Source organism: Okibacterium endophyticum, from assembly GCF_054780075.1.
Window position 1 is genome coordinate 405,031 of the sequence record NZ_BAAGXA010000007.1, and the last position, 17,812, is coordinate 422,842.

Genomic DNA, 17,812 nt, shown 5'->3' on the forward strand with positions numbered 1-17,812 from the left:
CTCCGAATCAGTGGAAGGAGCGGCCGCCGTCGGCGCTGAGCACAGTGCCAGTGACGAACGATGCTTGAGGGCTCACGAGATAGACAGCGGCGTCAGCGATTTCGGAAGGGTGAGCTCCGCGCCCAAGCGCATACCGGTCGAGGAGACCCTGGTCAAGCTCGCCGTGCCCGTCTCGCAGCGGCGCCATGTCGGTGTCGACGGTGCCGGGGCAGAGCACATTGACTCTTATCCTGCGGGGTCCGAGTTGCTTCGCGAGCGTTTTCGACAAGGCGATGACGCCTCCTTTTGACGCGGCATATGCAGTGATGCCGGGAATCAAGGGAGTGAGGGCCACACCGGAGGCGAGATTGACGATTGCGCCGCCATTGGCGTCGGTCATGAGTGATGCTGCTGCACGGTTGACCAGATAGGTGCCGGTGAGGTTCACCGCGATGACGCGGTTCCACCCGGCGAGGGTCGTGTTTTCGATCACTTCGTTCTCGCCCAGAATGCCTGCGGAATTGATCAGACCGTCGAGGCCGCCGAACTGCTTTCTGATGGCATCGAAAGCCGTGGCGACAGAATCTTCGTCGGCGATGTCGACGCCAATTGCGATGCCGCCCACTCGTGCCGCGACTACGTCGGCACCGGCTTCGTCACGGTCGAGCACGGCGACGCGGGCGCCGAGCTCGGCAAGGCGTCGCGCTGTTTCACGACCGATACCGGCCGCGCCGCCGGTGACCGCGATTCGGAGGCCGGCGAGGTCGGCGATTCGCGTGGGGTCAGGAGTTGGGTTCATAGTGCGAGGAATCCCCCATCGATTGGCAGATCGATGCCGGTTATGTAGCCGGCATCGTCTGAGGCGAGAAACAGCGCGGCAGAGGCCACGTCGTCGGTGGTGCCCATACGGTTCATGGGCACTCGCTGCAAGAGCGCAGCAAGCTTGTCGGGATCGGTTCCGAGTTTGGACCCGCGCATGGGCGGCATCACGCCGGGAAGGATGCAATTCACTCGGGTGCCGTATTGCCCTTCCTGCGCGGCGAACGCCTTGGTCATGAGGCTGACGGCAGCCTTGGAAGCGTTGTAGCCGACGTTGATCGCGGCACTCCCGGTGGCGACGACGCCAGCGATCGATCCGATGTTCACGACCGCGCCGCCTCGCTGTCGCATCAGTTCGACAGCGAAGCGAGTGCCGAACATCGTTCCCTTCGCGTTTACGTCCATCAGCAGCGTGTACGCATCCGTTCCTGCTTGGCCACCGCCGACGGCCGTCCCCAGACCTGCCGAATTGACGAGCACATCAACAGCGCCGAACTCAGAGAGAACGAGGAAGGAGAGCGCCTTCCAATCGGATTCGTCGGTCACATCGAGTTCGAAGAATCGAGCGCTGTGACCCTTTGCTCGGAGCGCCGCCGCCGCCGCTCCACCCTCCGCAAGCAGACGGTCGGCGAGAAGGACCGCTGCGCCTTCGCATGCGAAGCGTTCGGCGATCCTCGCACCCATTCCGCTCGCGGCGCCGGTTACGACGACAACCTTTCCGGTGAATCTCTGCATGATCGGCCGGTCACATCTGCAGTGGTTCAAGGCGCGGGGAGAAGATGTCGGGGTCGGTTTTGACGTCGATGATCGTGGGAATGTCCGAATTTCGCGCTTCGGTGAAAGCGTCACATAGCTCGGCGGTCTTGGTGACGGTGATGCCGCGGGCACCGAAGGCGCGGGCATAGGCGGCGAAGTCGACGTCGGAGATCAGATTATACGGGCGCCCTTCTCTCATCGACTCGGTCTCGAAACCGGCAGAGAGGAGGTTGTTGTTGAACACAACCACGATCACGGGAGCCTTCATGCGCACCGCTGTCTCAATCTCCTGACCAGTCATCAAGAAGCCACCGTCACCAACATCGGCCACGACGACACGGTCCGGGTAGACGATCTGTGCGGCGACCGCAGCGGGTACCGCGTAACCCATGGTGCCGTTCTGCGGCGCCGCCTGGCTCCGCGGGTGCGGAAAGATCCAATGCTGGTGAATGAACGTCGCGTGCCCGCCGGCCTCGCTCGTAATTATGGTGTCCTCGGGCAGCACCTGCTTCATGGCGGACACGATCTGCGACGGGTCGACCCCGTTTCCCGTCGAACGATCCGGAACGATCCGAGTCGAGTCAAGGAACACCTGGTGTGACCCTGCCCAGTCGCGCGCCGGAACCGATGGCGCTGCGGCCCGGATGGCATCCAACCCACTAGCAGCGTCAGTGACTATTCCGACCTCGGTGGGGATGAACCGGCCGATTCGTGTCGGGTCGATATCGATCTGGATGAGAGCAGCACTCGGCTGCGGCAACGTGAACCGTTGAGTCGTCATCTGGGCGAGCTTCGATCCGACGACCAGCACGACATCGGCGTCACGCAGGGACGCCAGCGTCTCGGCTGGGGTGTTCATCGCAAGGTGACCGAGATATAAGGGATGGTCGTTGGGGAATACATCTTGACGCCGGAATCCGGCGTACACGCCGACCGAAAGGGCCTCGGCAAAAGCGATCAGTTCCGCGCGCGCCCCCTGCGCACCTCCCCCGGCGATGATCACCGGTCGGCTCGCCTGGGCAAGCACATCGGCGGCCCGCTGGATGTCTCTCGCTCCTGGCGCAGCGAGTGGTTGCGAGGGCGCCGAGGTCGCGATCGGACCAATGAAGTCACCGTCGATGTCGGACGGAATCGTGACCACCACCGGGCCCGGTTGCCCCTGCTGGGCGATCCGCAACGACTGCGCAATGACCGCGGTCAGGTCGTCCCCGGGCCGACCCAAGTACCGGGCCTTGGTGAAGGGCGCGAAGAAGGCGTCAAAGTCCAGTTGTTGGAACGCATCTAATTTGGCATTCTTCATTTCGGGCTCGTTCACGATCACGAGCATCGGGGTTGAAGCATCGAATGCGGTCTGGACACCGTTCGACGCATTGGTCGCTCCCGGCCCCTTCCCGACAACAACAACTGCAGGCTTGCCTGTCAGCCTGCCCTCCGCGTCCGCCATGAACGCCGCTCCGCCCTCATGGCGGACTGAAACAAATTCCAGATCAGGATTTCGTTCGATTGCGTCGAGCAGCCAATAGAACTCCCCCGGAACCCCATAACAGCGGCGCACCCCGCCAGCAACCAGACTCGACGCGATGGCGTCTCCCACACTGCGCAATTCGACCTCTTCCCGCGAGCCAGGTCGCACCGGTGCGACAGCCCGTCTTCAACATTGAACCGGTGATCCGTATTCGGAGTATATATGAAACCGGCTGCCAGTTTGGTGTTCGCGGGCGTATGTTCGCCACCAGGGCCATCCGTCTTAGCGCACTCTTGACCATAACCATGGTTTCATCTAAGTTTGTTTTCTGAACCACTAGTTCAATATGGTCACAGCTTGTTCGTCCCGGATCAATCCCGCGATTGGGTGGTCTATCAGCGTTGATAGGAAGGCACTACAGAATGACCGATACGAAATCCGTTCCCCCCTCCGGGGGACACATCGTCGACGCGAAGGAGGCCCGCCGTGTCGTGGTCTCCAGCGCGGTCGGTACCACGATCGAGTTCTACGACTTCACTCTCTACGGACTCGCGTCTGTGCTGGTGTTCGGCCCGCAGTTCTTTCCCTCCGACAACCCGGTCGCCGCACAGCTCGGAGCTCTGGCGACCTTCGCCGCGGGATTCATCGTTCGCCCCCTCGGCGGTGTCATCGGCGGACACTTCGGCGACCGAATAGGTCGGAAGCGAGTCCTGATCGCAAGTTTCATGACAATGGGCATTGTCACCCTCGCGATTGCGTTCCTGCCGACCTTCGCAGTGATCGGGGTGGCCGCACCGATCATTCTTGTGCTGCTACGCATGCTGCAGGGGTTGGCTGCTGGTGCGGAATGGGGCGGTGCCGCCCTCATGGCAGTGGAACATGCACCAAGGGGAAAGCGCGGCCTCTATGGTGCCGCTCCCGCATTCGGCACGACGACAGGAACGATTTTGGCGTATGGCGTCATACTCCTTGTCGCCCAGACCGCCCCAGAGGCGTTCGTGACCTTCGGCTGGCGTATCGCCTTCGCTCTGAGTTTCGTGCTGATCATCTTTGGATTCTTCGTTCGTCGTCGAGTGACAGAAAGCCCTCTGTTTGAGGAGGCAATGAGAAATGAGCCGCCCAGGGTCCCGCTGTTGACCATCCTCCGCCGTCACCCGGTCGCTTTGATTCGGGGCATGAGCTGGGTGCTGATCGGAGCCGCCCTCGGCTATACGATCTCCCCCTATTCAGTGGGATATGCGGTCGAGACCTTCGCCTATGACCGGAACGCTCTTCTGCTCTCCGCCGTCGCTGGGTTGTTCGTCATGCTCGCCGCATTGCTAATCGCCTCCCGGTATCTCGACGGCAAGACCCGACGGCTATTGCTGATCATCGCCGCCGTGATCCAGATCCCCTCCGCAATTCTCTTCTTTCCGCTGCTTTCCTTGGAAAACCCTGTCACCACGACCCTTGCGTACTGCATCGGACTCGGCACGGTGGGCATCATAAACGGCACCCTCGGATCGGTTCTGGCAGACCAGTTCCCCGTCGATGTCGGCTACACAGGCGTTGCACTCTCATACAACCTCGCCTACGCAATCGGCGGATGCGTACCCCTCGTGGCCGCGGCAATCCTGGCGAGCACAGGCAGCATCGCCGGCCTCGTCGTGATCCTCGCCATCATTGCCGCCATCGCCATCCCTGTAGCCCTATCCAATCCACGGAACAAAGCCGCCTACTAGCGCTACCCGCAATGCCGGAGTATCTGCGGTCGCGGATGCTCCGGCATGCTCTCGGTTCTTGGACTGGAACACAGGTGGGGCCAGCACGCCAGAATAGAAGGCGTGACCAATCGTTCCGGACCGGAAGGAAGACACATCAAATCGAGGACGATCCATGATCCTTCGGAGGGCGGTTGTCGCGATGAATCGCAAACTGTTCTATCTGAGATAGCAAAATGGCCGGGCCTGTTCATTCGAACGGGCGGGCCTCGCTGCTGGGCCACCTAAACTCGAACCGAGAAAGTTCGAACGTTCCGCGCGGGCCGGGCAGTCCGTACTTCCGCTATTTCTAGGGGATGTTGTGGATCGACTCTATCGTGACAGCCGGTCTGGAGCCGAGCGATGTCAACGCACCACGCCAGGTGTGGTTCACTCCCCGCGGCTTGGCTCGCGACCGATGCGTTCCGCCACAGCGAGAATCTCGTCCGATGTGTAGGCGCTCCGCGTGCCCGAGATCGACATGCCCGCCGCCTCCGCGAGCCGCTTGAGCGGATACGGCTGCGGGGTGATGAATTCGCGGCCGTAGGCGATCAGCATGCGCAAACGATCCTCCGCCTCACGCATCTCCGTACGCGCACGATCGATCTCCCCAACCAGGACATCCGCGTGCGATCCGGCACCCTCGGCCTCGCGAAGGTAGCGCTCGAAGACTTCGCGCTGTCGGATAACCTCGTCCCGGACGGCCTCCTTTGAGGCGCGGGCCGGCTCATCCGCATCATCCGGCGCCGACCCCGGAACCGGGAGGATGATGTCGAGGAGGTCGTCGATTCTGTCTCGTCTCTGATTCTGCATAATTTCATCGTACGCATAACGTTGCGTAGATCACAACATGATGCACCCTTCGCAATAAACTACACTGATCGCACACTTCGCCCAACGGGCGGACTTGGCCGACGTGAACTCCCGCAACTCCGAAATTCCTAACCCCGCGTCTCGGAGACACGTCACCAGGCCAATCCAGAACAAATCATCTTCGTCGTAGACCCTGTGCCTCCGGCATTGCGAGCGATCGGCCAGATGAGTCCCTCTCGCTCGTAGTAGCGAGCCTGTCGAGCGCTACACCTGCGCGCAGGGCAGCCGCTTGAGGAGTGAACGTGTCGAGCATATGGTGCATTGTCGTCTGTGCCATTCGTGTCGACGTCCGATTGTGCGACCTGGTGCGCGCTCCCGGGCGAACTGCAGACATGCACCGCGCCTTGACTACCATACCTATCGGTAGGTATGGTGAGAGCGTGAATTCTCGCGAGCGGCTCGTCGACACGATGAGCGAATTGATGTGGGAGCGCGGGTACGCCGATACGAGCCCGCGGGACGTGCGGGGGCGCTCCGGGGTGGGCCAGGGCAGCATGTACCACCACTTCCCGACCAAGCGGGACCTGGCACTTGCGGCCCTCGAGCAGAACGTGCGAGACCTCCTCCCTGCCACGACGGAGCTCGACGGCCCCGACGGGAGCCCACTGGCCCGGATCGAGGCCTACCTCATGCGGCCCCGCGAGGCGCTCAAGGGATGCAAGGTCGGGCGAATGACGCAGGACCCGCAGGTCCGGGAGGATCCCGCGCTGCTCGCTCCCGTCGGCCGAGCGTTCGCCCAGGTGCACGTCAGTTGGGTGAACGCGCTGCGCGCCGCGATCGCGGCGGGAGAGCTCCGCGACGATCTGGACGCCGAGAGGCTGGCCCACACGCTCATGGCGGTGCTGCAGGGCGGCTACGTGCTCGCGATTGCGCAGCAGGACCCCGGCCCGTTCGACGACGCTCGCGCCGGGGCGATCGACCTGCTCCGCGCGGCGGCTCCGCGGCCCGACTCGGCCACCCCTCAGACCATCGACACGAGAAAGCGGAAGCCATGACAGTACGAATCGGAATCAACGGGTTCGGTCGGATCGGACGCAGCTACCTCCGCGCCGCGCTGAAGAACGACGCCGACATCCAAGTGGTCGCGGTGAACGACCTTACCGACACACGCACCCTCGCATCCCTGCTCGAATGGGACTCCCTCTCCGGGCACCTCGACGGCGTGGCCGCCGACGGCGATGCCCTCGTCGTCCAGGGCAGGCGCATCACCGTGCTCTCCGAACCCGATCCCGCGGCGATCCGCTGGGGAGACGTCGGCGCCGACGTGGTCATCGAGTCAACCGGCCGCTTCACCGACCAGGCCCCGGCGTCGGCTCACCTTCGCGGCGGAGCGAAGAAGGTCCTCGTCTCCGCACCCGCGACGGGCGACGTGCCCACGATCGTGCTCGGCGTCAATGACGGCGACCTCGACATCGACCGTCACGACGTGTTCTCGAACGGCTCGTGCACCACGAACTCCCTCGCTCCCCTGGCCATGGTCCTGCACGAACGCTACGGCATCGAGTCCGGGCTCATGACGACCGTGCACGCCTACACGAGCGATCAGAGACTCCACGACGCGCCGCATGCGGACCTGCGTCGCGCCCGCGCCGCCGCGGTCTCGACCATCCCGGCATCGTCAGGAGCCGCCAACGCCATCGGCAAGGTCCTCCCCGAGCTCGACGGACGCCTGACCGGCGCCGCGCTGCGCGTGCCCGTGCCCGTCGGCTCCATCACTGACCTCACCGTCGTCCTCCGCGACAGCGCGACCGTCGAAGAGATCAACGCCGCGTTCCGCGAGGCCGCCTCATCACCGCGCCTCCGGCGGTACCTGCAGTACTCCGAAGCACCGCTCGTCTCGGCCGACATCGTCGGCAACCCCTTCTCCTCGATCTTCGACGCGCCACTGACTCAGGCCGTCGGCCACCAGGTCAAGGTCCACGGCTGGTACGACAACGAGTGGGGCTTCTCGAACCGACTCGTCGAGTTCTCAGAGCGCATCGGCGCCACGCTCTGACATCGTTGCCCACAACGGTGTCGCCAAGCTGCTCGATCTGCATGAACGTGTCGAGCGTGCTGCTCGCCCACGTGCCGCCGAACATCGTGAAGGGGTATGTTGACGGACCGATCATCGGATGTTTCCCTCCAGGCATGATGAACGTCACTCCGGGACCGATGGTCGCGAATCGGCCGATCACGAGTCGCTGTGGGCCGTAGAGGTACTTGACGTTGGCATGCTCGAAGCCGGCTTGGTCGCCTTCGCTGTCGTAGTAGCTGAACTCCCCCACCTCGATGAAAGGAGACGTGACCATTGCTCCTCCTTCGGGTTCTCTGGGCCGCGTTCGCGGGCAAGGCCGTTCCCGCCGAGCGTGATCCAGGTGTCGATGTGCAGGCTGGAGAGGAAGGCGTCGTCGTGGCTGACGATGAGTCCGCCCCGATAGGTGTCCAGCGCGGAGACGAGTTCATCGATGCTGTAAAGGTCGGCTTGCGCTTGTTCTCGAAGTCGGTGCGCGCGTAGCGCTGCCGACGGGCGAGCTTGGTCTGCGCCTCGACTCGCTGCCTCTCCTCGATCTTGACCTTCTGCTCGGCGGCGCGCAGTGCTTGTTCGGCCGCTGCCTGCTCGTGGTCCACGTACTGGCGATAGCCGCTGCCGGGTCGAGCAAATCGGGCGAGCGGACCAGCCAGTGACCACCCCCGGAAACGACGAAGCCCTGGTGAAAGTTGCCTCTCACCAGGGCGTTTTGTCGGGATGACAGGATTTGAACCTGCGACCCCTTGACCCCCAGTCAAGTGCGCTACCAAGCTGCGCCACATCCCGTTGTCGTCGAAGACAACTTGTCTATAGTAGCGCGTCCGCAGAGCTGCTTTTATCATCGATCGATGTCACGGCGACTCTGCGTGCGCGGGGGCGCAAGAGTCGCCGCACGATGCCACCCCCGTAGACTGATCCGACATTCCGATCCGAGGAGCCGCGCACCACCATGAAATCTGCGAAACAGCGCACTGAGACGTTCAACGCCGCCCCCGAGGCCGTTCACAACGCTCTGCTGAGCGTGATCCAGAACGGCACGTACACACTCGTCGGTGTGCAGAATGAGCACCTTCGTTCTCTGTTCAGCGCCGGGATGTCGGCGTTGTCGTGGGGAACACGATTCATCTCAGACGTCACGAGCACGGGATCCGGATCGCAGCTGAGCATCACCTGCGGCGGACGCGACGACGCGCCATCCGCCCTGCTCGACGGCTGGAAGCACGGCAGGGCCGCAGACAAGGTCATCGAACAGGTGCGCACGGCGCTCGAATCGGGCGCTGCTCCGGCACAGCCCGTCGAGTCGTTCGTTTTGCTCCCAGACGGCACGGCGACCGCGTGGACAGGCCGCGAGTGGCCGTTCTGACGTCGATGTCTGCAGATGCCGAGAAGAGAAACGCGGTGAAGACCCGCTCCCGGGCAACAGTGCTCGCGCTGCTGGCAGACGCCGTTCTCGTTGTTGTGTTCACGGTCATCGGCCGCGCCTCACACCACGAAGGCATCCTCGGCGAGGGCGGACTCGGGCTGCTCACCACAACCTGGCCGTTCCTCGCCGCACTCGGCATCGGCTGGTGTGCCTCGCTCGCGTGGCGACGCCCCCTGGCACCGGTTCGCACCGGCATCCCCGTCTGGGTGATCACCCTCGTCGGCGGGATGCTGCTGCGCGCCCTCTCGGGGCAGGGCACGGCACTGCCCTTCATCATCGTCGCGAGCGTGACACTGCTCGTGTTTCTCGTGGGGTGGCGAGGCATTGTGGCGATTGTGCGGAGGACGCGTGGGGGTCGCGACGCGCGACGGTAGGTCTCGACGCGCGACGGTAGGTCTCGACAGGCTCGACCAACGGGGGTCACGACAGGCTCGGGTCTCAACAGGCTCGGGTCTCAAGAGGCTCGACCAACAGGGAAGGCCTTCCCTGTCGTCGGGGGAACGACAGGGAAGGCCGGGAACGACCCACCGAGCTCGGGGAAACTCTGAGGTGGGCCGCGTGCGGCTGTCTTACCCTAGTGAGACAGCCCGTCTGTGATGGCGATCACCTCTTCTTCGGTGAGCGGAACCCACGGCGAACTATCGGGATCAGCCGACGCCGCCTCGGGGCTCTCGCCCTGGTTCCACCACTTCGCCTCATAGGGGATCTCGTCGAACAGAACGCGATCGCCCTTGTCGTACTGGTTGGTGCCGACCCAGCCGGGGTAGGTTCCGGCCGGCAGGGTCGGCTGCTCATAGGGCTTCTCACCCGGAAGCACAGGGCCGATCAGAGTCCACGGCGTCTCCCACTCGTTGAGCACGGGGTCGTCTGGCACATCGGAGCGAGTCCACCACTTCGCCTCATACACGTTGCCATGCCAGACGATCTTGGTGCCCTTCAGGTACGATGCCGTCTCGGACCAGATCGGGTACGGGCTCGTCTCGGGGTCGTCCACAACGGACTCGAGTTCGTCGGCCTCAGACGTCGTCACGGTCGAAGCCGAATGCTCAGGATGCCCTGTGAAGCCCTGTGCGAGGATGTCTGCAAACGACAGGTCCCCCTGGTCCACGCCGCTGCACGCGTCTGACACCCGCTCGAGGTCCACGTAGTTCGGCCCGCAGGTCACGTCGCGATTGAGCGACCACATCGACATACGACCGAGGTTGTGCTCGATGGCGAATGCGTTGAACTTCTCGGCGGCATCGACGCCGAACACCTCGTCGACCACATCGTTCTGCCCGATCATCGGCGTCGCGCCGATCTTCGACCAGAGCGTCGCGTCTGAGAGCTCGATCCCGGCTCGGGCATACAGCGTGCCGAGCTGTCGGTGCGTCGACTCGAGCGCCTTGGTCGATGCCTCGAGCATCGACAGGTCACCACGACTGGAGCCATAGTCCATGGTCATCACGTTCACACCGGCCAGGTCGACCCCGGCCTCGAGCAGCTGCGCGATCGCATCCGTTCCGTCTTCGGTCATGCCGGAGGGCGCGACCGGCACCGTGAACCACACGGCGAGATCCTCGCCTGCCGCACGTCGCTCATCTTGCACCTGCGCGATGGCGTCTGCACGACGCTCCCCCGCCTCGGTGTCACTCAGATTGCCACCCTCGATGTCGAGGTCGATTGTGGTCACGTTGTAGCGATCGATCACCTCGGAATAGGCGTCGACGAGGGCATCCTGGTCGGTGCAGACCGTCGCCAGCTCGTCGTTCAGCAGCCCGCCGAACGAGACGATGGCCTGCCCGCCCGCATCTTCAAGTCGAGCGAGTCGGCGATCGAGGTCGAGCGTGTGCGATGCCTCGTCAAGGGTGTAAGCCGCCCCCCAGGTCGGAGTGCACGGTTCGTCTTTCGACGCCACGATGAACGACAGCACCACGTCGCTGGCGGCCTCTGAAGCCGGGGTTTCGAACGTGTAGGCAGGCGTTGCCGTGACGTCGACATAACCCGCGAACCAGGGCGCGAAGGTCTCGTCGGCGCGTGCGGAATCCCAGAACCGCCAGCCGAAGAACGCCCCTGCGGCGATCGCCGCCAGGATGATCAACGAGACCACGACGCGAAACGGCGAGAGCCTGCGGCCGGAACGAGGACGAGCCGGGTCGATGTGAACCTCGGAGGCGGTCATGCGTTTTCTCCGCGTGAGGGTGTGAGGGCGCGACGGCTGGAGACACCTGCCGACGAGATCTCGACCTCGCCATCGTGACCGTGGTAAAGCACAGCGCGCCAGTCGATGGGCCGGATCGTCGTTGTCTCAGCATCCGTCTGCGCCGTGGTGCGACGCGGACCGCGCTCGACATAGAGCCACTTGGTGAGACCGAGCCAGGTGTCGGTGAGCGAGTTCCAGATGCCGATGTTGGCGAGAATCGCCACCATCGCGAGCGCGGCGTTGAACGCGGCGAATGCCGCGTTTCCCCAGTTCTGCGCGCTGACATCGCGCCACAGGGTGAGCGCGGAGAACGCGACGATGAGGTACGGCGCGACGACGTAGAGCAGCGGTGCCGCGGTGCGGTTCTTCACCTTCGGGGTTCTGGCGAAGGGGATCTTCTTGCTCGTGAGCGCCTGCTCGATCGATTTGAAGACCCCCGCCAGGTTCACGGGGAGCAGGATCAGGTTGAACCCGTAGATGCGGAAGATGTCGGTGAACCGGTATCCGCAGTAGCGCAGGTCGCTGCCCATCGCGATGAAGTACGGCAGGGCCGCGACGAGGACGAGCGGGCTGAGCAGCCTGCTGTCGTATGGATAGACGAGCAGGAACACAAGACCGAAACTCGCCCACGCGATCGAGGTCATGTAGTTCACCCGCAGGAAGAACTCCATCGGGTGCACCGGCTCGCCCGCACGCTTGCGAGCGCGGATCTGGCGCCAGAACTTCGGCAGGATCAGCAGGCCGCCGTTCGCCCAGCGCCGCCGTTGCACGATCAGCGAACCGAAGTCCGGCGGCGTCGCGCTGTAGCTCAGGCGTTCGGGGTAGTTCACCAGAGTCCAGCCGTGTGTGCCGAGGTCGATGCTCGACTCGGTGTCTTCGATCACTGTGCGGTCCTGCACGTAACGCTTCACCTCGAAGCCGCCGACCGTCTCGACCTCGACGATGTCATCGAGAGCCGGCTTGCGGATGACCGCGTTCGCCCCGACCCAGAAGGTCGCGCCATAGAACGACATCCCCTGGTGCAGGATGTGCTGGATGTCTGTGGTCGCCCCGGCGAGCCGCTCGATGCGCGTCGGCGCACCGCGAAACGACGAGTACGGTGTCTGGGTGACGGCGACGCGGGAGTTGTCCGGCTGCTCGAGAAAATAGACGAGCCGCAGGCAGTAGTCCCTCAACAGCAGTGAGTCGGCATCGAGGGTGAGCAGATAGTCGGCGTCTGGAACGATGAGGTCCGCGTCGTCTGCATCAGAGACCGGGCGCAGGATCGTGCCGTCCGGGCCCTCGTCGCGCTGGTAGCGACCGCCCATCAGACCGATGTAGGCGTTGAGGTTCATCGCCTTGTTGGCCTCGTGCGAGAGGGATGCATATGCCTTGCGTTCGAAGGTGTCGACCTCGGCAGAGAAGATCCAGACGAGGCGGCGGTGCAGCTCGTGCATCCGCTGCGCCGACGGCGCCTCATGGGCTTCTGCAGCCACCTCGAGCGCCGTGGCCGTGAGGTCGAGGTCATCGGCGAGCCCGCCGAGCACCTGCTCGACGAAGAACACGTCGACGTGATCGGTGACATCCTCAGCCGCTGCCATGTCACGCAGCCACCGCGCCGCCCAGGTGTAGGTGTCGGCAAGCCGGCGAACCGACTCGTCGCTGACCTCGGAGCTGATCTGGCGCTCGTGCTCGCAGATCAGCAACTCGTCGCTGAATCTGCGGCTCGGCTCACGGAGTGCATCGGCGATGCCGTCGGCGATGCCGCGCGACGCCTCGAGTCTGACAGCGGCATCCGGGTCGCTCGGCTGCGGCGGGTCATCGAGCAACAGCACCACGCGCAGCGAGGGGTACTCCTGCAGCGCCGCAGACCAGAGCGTCGCCCGCACAACAGCTGGCTCTTCGCTGTATGACGGAACGAGCACCGTCATCGTGCCGGGGTTCTCGGTGAAGTGGCTGTCGAGCTCTGCCCGTGGCACCCTGACGTGGTCGCGAAAGCGCTGGAGCGCGCCCTGCCTGGCAACCAGGTACATCAGCGCAGAGAAGGTCAGAAAGGTGACGACCACAACGTATGAGATGGCTTCTGTGGTGAAGCGGAAGCCCTCGGCGCCATTGTTCAGGAACTGGCGGGCGATCGTGTAGATGAGGTAGGCGCACCAGGCGGCGATCGTGATCAGGATCGCGAGGCGGCCCCAGATGATCTTCGAATCGGTGGGTTTCGTGTGGACTGTAGAGAGGGGCCGAGTGTTGCGTTCAGCTCCCCATTGGCGTTTTCGGGCAGGCGAAGCTAGGGACTTCGTAGACAAAATGGATCCTCGGGTAAGGCAGTTCAATGACAAATGCGATGCAGCACAACGCGCCGGGGCAACGGGTGTCGCCGGGCACATCTGCGGCATCGCAGAACCGCGACGTCGGGTAACGCCGGGTGGTCAGGGGCGGGTGTCCCTGAAGGGGTGATACGGGTGGTGGGGGTTACGCATGGTGGCTGCGAGTGCGAGGCACGCCGTCCGGGTAGACGGCAGTCACATCACCATTTGCCCACAGTAGCCCCGTCGGCGCCGTCGTGCCACCCCCAGAACGGGCCACACCGATGCGACGGCGACGCGGCTCAGAGAAGACGTGCTCGCAGGGCCGGCCAGGCATCCTCGAACGACGGATGCAACGGCAACGCATCGATGTCAGCGATCGGAACCCACCGCAGTTCAAGGCTCTCAGGGTCAGAGATCTGGGGTTCGAAAGGCTCATCGGTCTCTGCCACGACAGTGGTGTACGACCAGTAGCCCACGTCGAACACCGAGGTGAAGATCACCTTGAGCCGCTCCGCGGGCACCGCCGCCTCTTCGTGCGCCTCGCGCATGGCGCCGGTGATCGCGTCTTCGCCCTGGTGAAGTGCCCCTCCGGGGAGCCCCCAGGTGCCGCCCTTGTCGCTCCACAGAGCACGGTGCTGCAACAGGATGCCCCTGGTGCGGTCATACACGAGCAGCCCGGCGGCGCCGAACCGGCCCCAGAACCGTCCGCGGTCCCCCGACACCCAGGCGTCGCCTGGATCACGTGGGCCCTGGGGACGCCGAGGCTCACCCGGGGCGGGAGGGATCACGGTGGCCATGCACTCAGCGTCTCATAAAATCTCGGCCGGCGGGCCGCAGTGCCGGTGGCCGAGATCGCCGAGACCGGGCCTCGACAGGCTCGGCCACCCGACGACAGTCGACGGGCAAGAGCTCTTGGCACGCTCGACCCTCTGCCCGACTCAGCGCTTGCGCTTCTCGCGCACCCGCATGTTGAGCACGATGGGTGTTCCCTCGAAGCCGTAGATCTCGCGCAGCCGCCGCTGGATGTAGCGGCGATAGCCGGGGTCGAGGAACCCGGTGGTGAACAGCACGAATGTCGGAGGACGGCTCGACGCCTGTGTGCCGAAGAGCACACGGGGCTGCTTGCCGCCGCGAACGGGGTGTGGATGCTCTGCGGTGAGCTCCGCGAGGAACGCATTGAACTTGCCCGTCGGGATTCGGGTGTCCCATGACTCAAGGGCCGTCTCAAGCGCGGGCACGAGCTTCTCGAGGTGTCGCCCGGTGCGGGCCGAGATGTTGACGCGCGGCGCCCAGGCCACGTGGGCGAGGTCCTGTTCGATCTCACGCTCGAGGTAGCGCCGGCGTTCGTCGTCGAGAAGATCCCACTTGTTGAACGCGAGCACAAGGGCGCGGCCCGATTCGAGAACCAGATCGATGATGCGAACGTCCTGTTCGCTGATCGGCTGGCTCACGTCGAGGATCACGACGGCGACCTCGGCCTTCTCGAGAGCGGCGCTCGTGCGCAGCGACGCGTAGAAGTCCGCGCCCTGGGCGAGGTGAACACGGCGACGGATGCCGGCGGTGTCGACGAATCGCCACACCTTGCCGCCCAGCTCCACCTGTTCGTCGACGGGGTCGCGGGTTGTGCCGGCGAGGTCGTTGACGACAACCCGCTCTTCACCCGCAGCCTTGTTCAGAAGACTCGATTTGCCGACGTTCGGACGGCCGAGGATGGCGACGCGGCGCGGGCCGCCGACTTCGTCTTTCGCCACCTTCGAGACCGTGGGAAGAACCGTGAGGATCTCGTCGAGCAGGTCGGCGACTCCACGACCGTGCAGCGCGGAAACCGGCTTCGGCTCACCGAGTCCGAGTGACCACAGCGCTGCGGCGTTGGGCTCCTGCCGTGGGTCATCGACCTTGTTCGCAACGAGAAAGACCGGTTTGTCGACGCGCCGGAGCAACCTGACCACGTGTTCGTCTGTGCTGGTCGGGCCGACGTTGGCGTCGACGACGAACATCACAACGTCTGACAGGTCCATGGCCACCTCGGCCTGCGCGGCCACCGACGCGTCGATGCCCCGTGCGTCTGGCTCCCACCCGCCGGTGTCGACGAGGGTGAAGCGTCGCCCGTTCCACTCCCCCTTGTATGCCACGCGGTCGCGCGTCACCCCTGGGGTGTCCTCGACGACGGCCTCGCGGCGGCCGAGGATCCGGTTGACGAGCGCTGACTTGCCCACGTTCGGCCTGCCGACGATGGCGATGACCGGGAGCGCGGGCAGGTACTGGATCGCGTCGGGATCCTCGGTGACGGCCTCGAGGATGTCGAGGTCGGTGTCATCGAGCTCGTACTCGTTGAGGCCGGACCGCAGAGCGGCGGCGCGCTGCGCGGCGAGGTCCTCGTCGAGGTCGCCGAGGCGAAGAGCGAGCTTCTCATCGAGCTCGGGGATGTCATCGTCGAAGTCGTCAGCCATGTTGGTTTCTCCTAGGCGTGGGAATGAGCGCCATCGTGGCGGGCGACACGCTAACTGCTGGTCGCTGTGGTGATCACGTCGAGCACGGCGTCGACGGTCTGGTCAAAGTCCAGGTCGGTTGAGTCGACTGTGACAACTCCGTCCGCTGCCGTCATGAAGTCCACGACGCGAGAGTCGGCCTGGTCGCGTTTTCGCAGACCCGCCGCGACATCCGTTTCGGACTGCGAGGTGAGCTCTGCGGAGCGCCTGGCCATTCTAACCTCTTCTGCCGCTGTGAGCAGTATCCGGGCCTGGGCGTCCGGAGCGACGACGGTGGTGATGTCGCGCCCCTCGACGATGATCCCGGGCTTCTCGGACTCGTTGATGAGGGTGCGGAAGAGAACGTTGACCGTGACCCTGACGTCTGGCACGCGTGCGATCTGGCTGACGACCGCCGAGATGCGAGGCTCCCTGATGGCGTCTGTCACGTCGGTGTCGCCGACCCGCACCAGGTAGCTGTCCGGCTCTGTGCTGATCGCATAGTCGAAGCGCTCGGCCGCAGCGACAACGGCATCGGCGTCTGCGGGGTCGATGCCCCGGTCGAGCACATACCAGGCGAGAGCCCGGTAGGCGGCGCCCGTGTCGAGGTAGCCGAAGCCCAGGCGTCGCGCGGCCGCCTTCGACACACTCGACTTGCCGCTCCCCGCCGGCCCATCGATCGCCACAACAACATCAGCCACGCTCACACACTCGCAATCCGCCATCCGCGCGCTTCGAGATCCTCGATCGTGCGCTGTTTCACCTCGGGCAGCACGGCAATCTCGGCGAGGCCGATCTCGGCATCAGGAGAGTGCTCGAGCCGCAGGTCCTCCATGTTCACATCGATGTGGCCGAGCTCCGTCAGCAGCCGGCCGACCTCGCCCGGCTTGTCGTCGACCATCACCACTATCGTCGCGAAGCGGCCGGCGCGGCCGTGTTTGCCCGGCAGCCGCTCGACGCCCGCATTCCCGCCGGCTATCGTGTCGGCGATCACACGCCTGGCGCCGGCGGCGTCCGGCTGCTGAAGCGCCGAGATGACGGATGCGAGGTCGTGCGAGAGCGCTTCGAGAACCTCGACGACGGGTCCGGCGTTCGACGCGAGGATCTGCACCCACAGCTCGGGCGAGCTCGAGGCGATCCGCGTCGTGTCCCTCAGCCCTTGCCCGGTCAGCCGGACGGCGGCATCCGGCGCATCGACGAGCTGCTTGGCCAGAAGGCTCGACACGAGCTGCGGCACGTGCGAGACCAGGCCGACCGACCTGTCGTGTTCCTCTGGCGTCATCTCGATCGGCGATGCTCCCAGATCGAGCGCCAGGTCTTCGATCAGGGCCAGCGCCGCCCGGGGCGTCTCGTGGTCACGGCAGATCACCCAGGGCCGCCCGACGAACAGATCCGCACGCGCCGAGATCGTCCCGCCGCGCTCACGGCCGGCCATCGGGTGCGACCCGATGTAGTGGGTGAGATCGACGCCCCGGGCGAGAAGCGTGCGGTAGGGCTCGAGTTTGACGCTCGCGACATCCGTCACAACGGCGTCTGGATACCTCGCGAGTTCGGCCTGGACGACGTCGGCCGTGACATCGGGAGGAACACTCACCACCACGATCGCTGGGGCATCGTCATCGCGAGCCGGCCGCCCCGCTCCGTAGTCGACGGCGAGCCGAAGGTTCGACGGTGACGCGTCGGCGAGGATGACGTCTGAGCCCTGCGCCCGCAGCGCTAGACCGATGCTCGCACCGAGCAGGCCGGCGCCGACAATGCGCACCTGCGCCGACAGCCGATGGGCCGGCACTGTCGATCTGTCGTTCATTC

At 64.7% G+C, this 17,812-nt stretch carries 16 protein-coding genes and 1 tRNA gene; 6 read left to right on the forward strand and 11 right to left on the reverse strand.

Translation table 11 applies throughout. From position 1 onward, the window contains the following. Positions 1 to 7 precede the first annotated feature (7 nt). The 3 genes from ACYVF5_RS11780 to ACYVF5_RS11790 are packed head-to-tail and all read right to left on the reverse strand — an operon-like array spanning position 8 to position 3,148. On the reverse strand, positions 8 to 778 hold the full coding sequence (locus ACYVF5_RS11780) for an SDR family NAD(P)-dependent oxidoreductase (RefSeq protein ID WP_460946552.1): 771 nt from the start codon (positions 776 to 778) through the stop codon (positions 8 to 10). Then, positions 775 to 1,533 carry an SDR family NAD(P)-dependent oxidoreductase gene (locus ACYVF5_RS11785; protein ID WP_460946554.1) on the reverse strand — a complete coding sequence of 253 codons (759 nt, stop codon included), beginning with the start codon at positions 1,531 to 1,533 and terminating at the stop codon, positions 775 to 777. Before ACYVF5_RS11785 ends, ACYVF5_RS11780 begins: the two co-directional genes overlap by 4 nt. Positions 1,534 to 1,543: 10 nt before the next feature. Next, positions 1,544 to 3,148, reverse strand: coding sequence for a thiamine pyrophosphate-binding protein (locus tag ACYVF5_RS11790; RefSeq protein ID WP_460946556.1), 1,605 nt, complete (start codon positions 3,146 to 3,148; stop codon positions 1,544 to 1,546). Positions 3,149 to 3,402: 254 nt separating this feature from the next. Here ACYVF5_RS11790 and ACYVF5_RS11795 point away from each other — a divergent pair, with 254 nt between their 5' ends. Continuing rightward, positions 3,403 to 4,740 carry an MFS transporter gene (locus ACYVF5_RS11795; protein ID WP_460946558.1) on the forward strand — a complete coding sequence of 446 codons (1,338 nt, stop codon included), beginning with the start codon at positions 3,403 to 3,405 and terminating at the stop codon, positions 4,738 to 4,740. 408 nt (positions 4,741 to 5,148) lie between these two features. On the opposite strand, the gene ACYVF5_RS11800 is transcribed toward ACYVF5_RS11795, so the two are convergent. Further along, positions 5,149 to 5,571: a hypothetical protein gene (locus ACYVF5_RS11800; RefSeq protein ID WP_460946560.1), complete on the reverse strand. Its 423-nt coding sequence runs from the start codon at positions 5,569 to 5,571 to the stop codon at positions 5,149 to 5,151. 440 nt (positions 5,572 to 6,011) lie between these two features. Here ACYVF5_RS11800 and ACYVF5_RS11805 point away from each other — a divergent pair, with 440 nt between their 5' ends. The 3 genes from ACYVF5_RS11805 to ACYVF5_RS11815 all read left to right on the forward strand — a co-directional run bounded on the left by ACYVF5_RS11805 (position 6,012) and on the right by ACYVF5_RS11815 (position 8,128). Beyond that, entirely contained in the window at positions 6,012 to 6,626 is a 615-nt protein-coding gene (locus tag ACYVF5_RS11805; protein ID WP_460946562.1) for a TetR/AcrR family transcriptional regulator, read from the forward strand. Next, a complete protein-coding gene (gap, locus tag ACYVF5_RS11810) occupies positions 6,623 to 7,627 on the forward strand; it encodes a type I glyceraldehyde-3-phosphate dehydrogenase (RefSeq protein WP_460946564.1) in 1,005 nt (334 codons plus the stop codon). Before ACYVF5_RS11805 ends, gap begins: the two co-directional genes overlap by 4 nt. A 294-nt stretch (positions 7,628 to 7,921) precedes the next feature. Next, entirely contained in the window at positions 7,922 to 8,128 is a 207-nt protein-coding gene (locus ACYVF5_RS11815) for a hypothetical protein (protein ID WP_460946566.1), read from the forward strand. Positions 8,129 to 8,354: 226 nt separating this feature from the next. Here the strand turns inward: ACYVF5_RS11815 and ACYVF5_RS11820 are convergent. Beyond that, a tRNA-Pro gene (locus ACYVF5_RS11820) sits at positions 8,355 to 8,428 on the reverse strand. Between the two features lie 163 nt (positions 8,429 to 8,591). Between ACYVF5_RS11820 and ACYVF5_RS11825 the strand changes: the two genes are divergently transcribed. Both ACYVF5_RS11825 and ACYVF5_RS11830 read left to right on the forward strand, forming a co-directional pair. Then, positions 8,592 to 9,005: a hypothetical protein gene (locus ACYVF5_RS11825; protein ID WP_460946568.1), complete on the forward strand. Its 414-nt coding sequence runs from the start codon at positions 8,592 to 8,594 to the stop codon at positions 9,003 to 9,005. Further along, entirely contained in the window at positions 8,978 to 9,439 is a 462-nt protein-coding gene (locus ACYVF5_RS11830) for a DUF3054 domain-containing protein (protein WP_460946570.1), read from the forward strand. Before ACYVF5_RS11825 ends, ACYVF5_RS11830 begins: the two co-directional genes overlap by 28 nt. A 200-nt stretch (positions 9,440 to 9,639) precedes the next feature. Here ACYVF5_RS11830 and ACYVF5_RS11835 read toward each other — a convergent pair whose 3' ends face one another. The 6 genes from ACYVF5_RS11835 to ACYVF5_RS11860 all read right to left on the reverse strand — a co-directional run bounded on the left by ACYVF5_RS11835 (position 9,640) and on the right by ACYVF5_RS11860 (position 17,810). Then, on the reverse strand, positions 9,640 to 11,226 hold the full coding sequence (locus ACYVF5_RS11835) for a chitinase (RefSeq protein ID WP_460946572.1): 1,587 nt from the start codon (positions 11,224 to 11,226) through the stop codon (positions 9,640 to 9,642). Continuing rightward, positions 11,223 to 13,532: a glycosyltransferase family 2 protein gene (locus tag ACYVF5_RS11840; RefSeq protein ID WP_460946574.1), complete on the reverse strand. Its 2,310-nt coding sequence runs from the start codon at positions 13,530 to 13,532 to the stop codon at positions 11,223 to 11,225. Before ACYVF5_RS11840 ends, ACYVF5_RS11835 begins: the two co-directional genes overlap by 4 nt. Positions 13,533 to 13,834: 302 nt before the next feature. Then, on the reverse strand, positions 13,835 to 14,332 hold the full coding sequence (locus tag ACYVF5_RS11845) for an NUDIX domain-containing protein (protein ID WP_460946576.1): 498 nt from the start codon (positions 14,330 to 14,332) through the stop codon (positions 13,835 to 13,837). A gap of 141 nt (positions 14,333 to 14,473) precedes the next feature. Next, entirely contained in the window at positions 14,474 to 15,985 is a 1,512-nt protein-coding gene (gene der / locus ACYVF5_RS11850) for a ribosome biogenesis GTPase Der (protein ID WP_460946578.1), read from the reverse strand. A gap of 50 nt (positions 15,986 to 16,035) precedes the next feature. After that, positions 16,036 to 16,728 (reverse strand): (d)CMP kinase, encoded by a 693-nt coding sequence (gene cmk / locus ACYVF5_RS11855; protein WP_460946580.1) that lies wholly within the window; start codon positions 16,726 to 16,728, stop codon positions 16,036 to 16,038. Beyond that, on the reverse strand, positions 16,707 to 17,810 hold the full coding sequence (locus tag ACYVF5_RS11860; protein ID WP_460946582.1) for a prephenate dehydrogenase: 1,104 nt from the start codon (positions 17,808 to 17,810) through the stop codon (positions 16,707 to 16,709). Before ACYVF5_RS11860 ends, cmk begins: the two co-directional genes overlap by 22 nt. Positions 17,811 to 17,812 lie beyond the last annotated feature (2 nt).

What these genes read in the sequence shown, in the direction of transcription:
- ACYVF5_RS11780 (WP_460946552.1), bottom strand. Translation starts at nt 778, where the DNA reads ATGAACCCAACTCCTGACCCCACGCGAATCGCCGACCTCGCCGGCCTC.
- ACYVF5_RS11785 (WP_460946554.1), bottom strand. Translation starts at nt 1,533, where the DNA reads ATGCAGAGATTCACCGGAAAGGTTGTCGTCGTAACCGGCGCCGCGAGC.
- ACYVF5_RS11800 (WP_460946560.1), bottom strand. Translation starts at nt 5,571, where the DNA reads ATGCAGAATCAGAGACGAGACAGAATCGACGACCTCCTCGACATCATC.
- gap (WP_460946564.1), top strand. Translation starts at nt 6,623, where the DNA reads ATGACAGTACGAATCGGAATCAACGGGTTCGGTCGGATCGGACGCAGC.
- ACYVF5_RS11825 (WP_460946568.1), top strand. Translation starts at nt 8,592, where the DNA reads ATGAAATCTGCGAAACAGCGCACTGAGACGTTCAACGCCGCCCCCGAG.
- ACYVF5_RS11835 (WP_460946572.1), bottom strand. Translation starts at nt 11,226, where the DNA reads ATGACCGCCTCCGAGGTTCACATCGACCCGGCTCGTCCTCGTTCCGGC.
- ACYVF5_RS11845 (WP_460946576.1), bottom strand. Translation starts at nt 14,332, where the DNA reads ATGGCCACCGTGATCCCTCCCGCCCCGGGTGAGCCTCGGCGTCCCCAG.
- der (WP_460946578.1), bottom strand. Translation starts at nt 15,985, where the DNA reads ATGGCTGACGACTTCGACGATGACATCCCCGAGCTCGATGAGAAGCTC.
- cmk (WP_460946580.1), bottom strand. Translation starts at nt 16,728, where the DNA reads ATGGCGGATTGCGAGTGTGTGAGCGTGGCTGATGTTGTTGTGGCGATC.
- ACYVF5_RS11860 (WP_460946582.1), bottom strand. Translation starts at nt 17,810, where the DNA reads ATGAACGACAGATCGACAGTGCCGGCCCATCGGCTGTCGGCGCAGGTG.